Here is a 3,269-nt window from a genome sequence, read left to right on the forward strand (position 1 = left end):
TTGAGAAATTCGAATTTTCGGCGAATGTCGTCTTCACAGTATAACCAGATTGCTTGGGGTTATATGGTCAAGTGAAGAAGCGCATACGGTGGATGCCTTGGCAGTCAGAGGCGATGAAAGACGTGGTAGCCTGCGAAAAGCTTCGGGGAGTCGGCAAACAGACTTTGATCCGGAGATGTCTGAATGGGGGAACCCAGCCATCATAAGATGGTTATCTTGTACTGAATACATAGGTGCAAGAGGCGAACCAGGGGAACTGAAACATCTAAGTACCCTGAGGAAAAGAAATCAACCGAGATTCCCTTAGTAGTGGCGAGCGAACGGGGACTAGCCCTTAAGTGGCTTTGAGATTAGCGGAACGCTCTGGAAAGTGCGGCCATAGTGGGTGATAGCCCTGTACGCGAAAATCTCTTAGTCATGAAATCGAGTAGGACGGAGCACGAGAAACTTTGTCTGAATATGGGGGGACCATCCTCCAAGGCTAAATACTACTGACTGACCGATAGTGAACTAGTACCGTGAGGGAAAGGCGAAAAGAACCCCGGAGAGGGGAGTGAAATAGATCCTGAAACCGTATGCGTACAAGCAGTGGGAGCAGACTTTGTTCTGTGACTGCGTACCTTTTGTATAATGGGTCAGCGACTTATTTTCAGTGGCGAGCTTAACCGAATAGGGGAGGCGTAGCGAAAGCGAGTCTTAATAGGGCGTCTAGTCGCTGGGAATAGACCCGAAACCGGGCGATCTATCCATGGGCAGGTTGAAGGTTGGGTAACACTAACTGGAGGACCGAACCGACTACCGTTGAAAAGTTAGCGGATGACCTGTGGATCGGAGTGAAAGGCTAATCAAGCTCGGAGATAGCTGGTTCTCCTCGAAAGCTATTTAGGTAGCGCCTCATGTATCACTGTAGGGGGTAGAGCACTGTTTCGGCTAGGGGGTCATCCCGACTTACCAAACCGATGCAAACTCCGAATACCTACAAGTGCCGAGCATGGGAGACACACGGCGGGTGCTAACGTCCGTCGTGAAAAGGGAAACAACCCAGACCGTCAGCTAAGGTCCCAAAGTTATGGTTAAGTGGGAAACGATGTGGGAAGGCTTAGACAGCTAGGAGGTTGGCTTAGAAGCAGCCACCCTTTAAAGAAAGCGTAATAGCTCACTAGTCGAGTCGGCCTGCGCGGAAGATGTAACGGGGCTCAAACCATACACCGAAGCTACGGGTATCACGTAAGTGATGCGGTAGAGGAGCGTTCTGTAAGCCTGTGAAGGTGAGTTGAGAAGCTTGCTGGAGGTATCAGAAGTGCGAATGCTGACATGAGTAACGACAATGGGTGTGAAAAACACCCACGCCGAAAGACCAAGGTTTCCTGCGCAACGTTAATCGACGCAGGGTTAGTCGGTCCCTAAGGCGAGGCTGAAAAGCGTAGTCGATGGAAAACAGGTTAATATTCCTGTACTTCTGGTTATTGCGATGGAGGGACGGAGAAGGCTAGGCCAGCTTGGCGTTGGTTGTCCAAGTTTAAGGTGGTAGGCTGAGATCTTAGGTAAATCCGGGATCTTAAGGCCGAGAGCTGATGACGAGTTAACTTTTAGTTAACGAAGTGGTTGATGCCATGCTTCCAAGAAAAGCTTCTAAGCTTCAGGTAACCAGGAACCGTACCCCAAACCGACACAGGTGGTTGGGTAGAGAATACCAAGGCGCTTGAGAGAACTCGGGTGAAGGAACTAGGCAAAATGGCACCGTAACTTCGGGAGAAGGTGCGCCGGTGAGGGTGAAGGACTTGCTCCGTAAGCTCATGCCGGTCGAAGATACCAGGCCGCTGCGACTGTTTATTAAAAACACAGCACTCTGCAAACACGAAAGTGGACGTATAGGGTGTGACGCCTGCCCGGTGCCGGAAGGTTAATTGATGGGGTTAGCTAACGCGAAGCTCTTGATCGAAGCCCCGGTAAACGGCGGCCGTAACTATAACGGTCCTAAGGTAGCGAAATTCCTTGTCGGGTAAGTTCCGACCTGCACGAATGGCGTAACGATGGCGGCGCTGTCTCCACCCGAGACTCAGTGAAATTGAAATCGCTGTGAAGATGCAGTGTATCCGCGGCTAGACGGAAAGACCCCGTGAACCTTTACTATAGCTTTGCACTGGACTTTGAATTTGCTTGTGTAGGATAGGTGGGAGGCTTTGAAGCGTGGACGCCAGTCTGCGTGGAGCCATCCTTGAAATACCACCCTGGCAACTTTGAGGTTCTAACTCAGGTCCGTTATCCGGATCGAGGACAGTGTATGGTGGGTAGTTTGACTGGGGCGGTCTCCTCCTAAAGAGTAACGGAGGAGTACGAAGGTGCGCTCAGACCGGTCGGAAATCGGTCGTAGAGTATAAAGGCAAAAGCGCGCTTGACTGCGAGACAGACACGTCGAGCAGGTACGAAAGTAGGTCTTAGTGATCCGGTGGTTCTGTATGGAAGGGCCATCGCTCAACGGATAAAAGGTACTCCGGGGATAACAGGCTGATACCGCCCAAGAGTTCATATCGACGGCGGTGTTTGGCACCTCGATGTCGGCTCATCACATCCTGGGGCTGAAGCCGGTCCCAAGGGTATGGCTGTTCGCCATTTAAAGTGGTACGCGAGCTGGGTTTAGAACGTCGTGAGACAGTTCGGTCCCTATCTGCCGTGGACGTTTGAGATTTGAGAGGGGCTGCTCCTAGTACGAGAGGACCGGAGTGGACGAACCTCTGGTGTTCCGGTTGTCACGCCAGTGGCATTGCCGGGTAGCTATGTTCGGAATAGATAACCGCTGAAAGCATCTAAGCGGGAAACTAGCCTCAAGATGAGATCTCACTGGAACCTTGAGTTCCCTGAAGGGCCGTCGAAGACTACGACGTTGATAGGTTGGGTGTGTAAGCGCTGTGAGGCGTTGAGCTAACCAATACTAATTGCCCGTGAGGCTTGACCATATAACACCCAAGCAATTTGCTTGCTTCGAGCTGAAAGGCAAAAGAGCACCAGATTGCGGTGTGTGAAGACGAAATGAACCGAAAGTTCGACGCTCACAAAACACCGAAAGCTATCACATACCCAATTTGCTGAAGCGAGACCACATGGTCACGACTCAGTACCCGAATTTCTTGACGACCATAGAGCATTGGAACCACCTGATCCCATCCCGAACTCAGCAGTGAAACGATGCATCGCCGATGGTAGTGTGGGGTTTCCCCATGTGAGAGTAGGTCATCGTCAAGATTAAATTCCAGAACCCCTGTTTGCTA

At 51.2% G+C, this 3,269-nt stretch carries 2 rRNA genes; both read left to right on the top strand.

The annotated features are described in order from the left end of the window. The first annotated feature begins 65 nt into the window (after nucleotides 1-65). Nucleotides 66-2,957 (top strand): 23S ribosomal RNA (locus QMX97_RS31830). Between the two features lie 170 nt (nucleotides 2,958-3,127). Further along, nucleotides 3,128-3,243, top strand: a 5S ribosomal RNA gene (gene rrf, locus QMX97_RS31835). Nucleotides 3,244-3,269 lie beyond the last annotated feature (26 nt).

It is taken from the genome of Pseudomonas sp. PS01298 (assembly GCF_029959745.1).
GTDB classification, from domain to species: domain Bacteria; phylum Pseudomonadota; class Gammaproteobacteria; order Pseudomonadales; family Pseudomonadaceae; genus Aquipseudomonas; species Aquipseudomonas aylmerensis.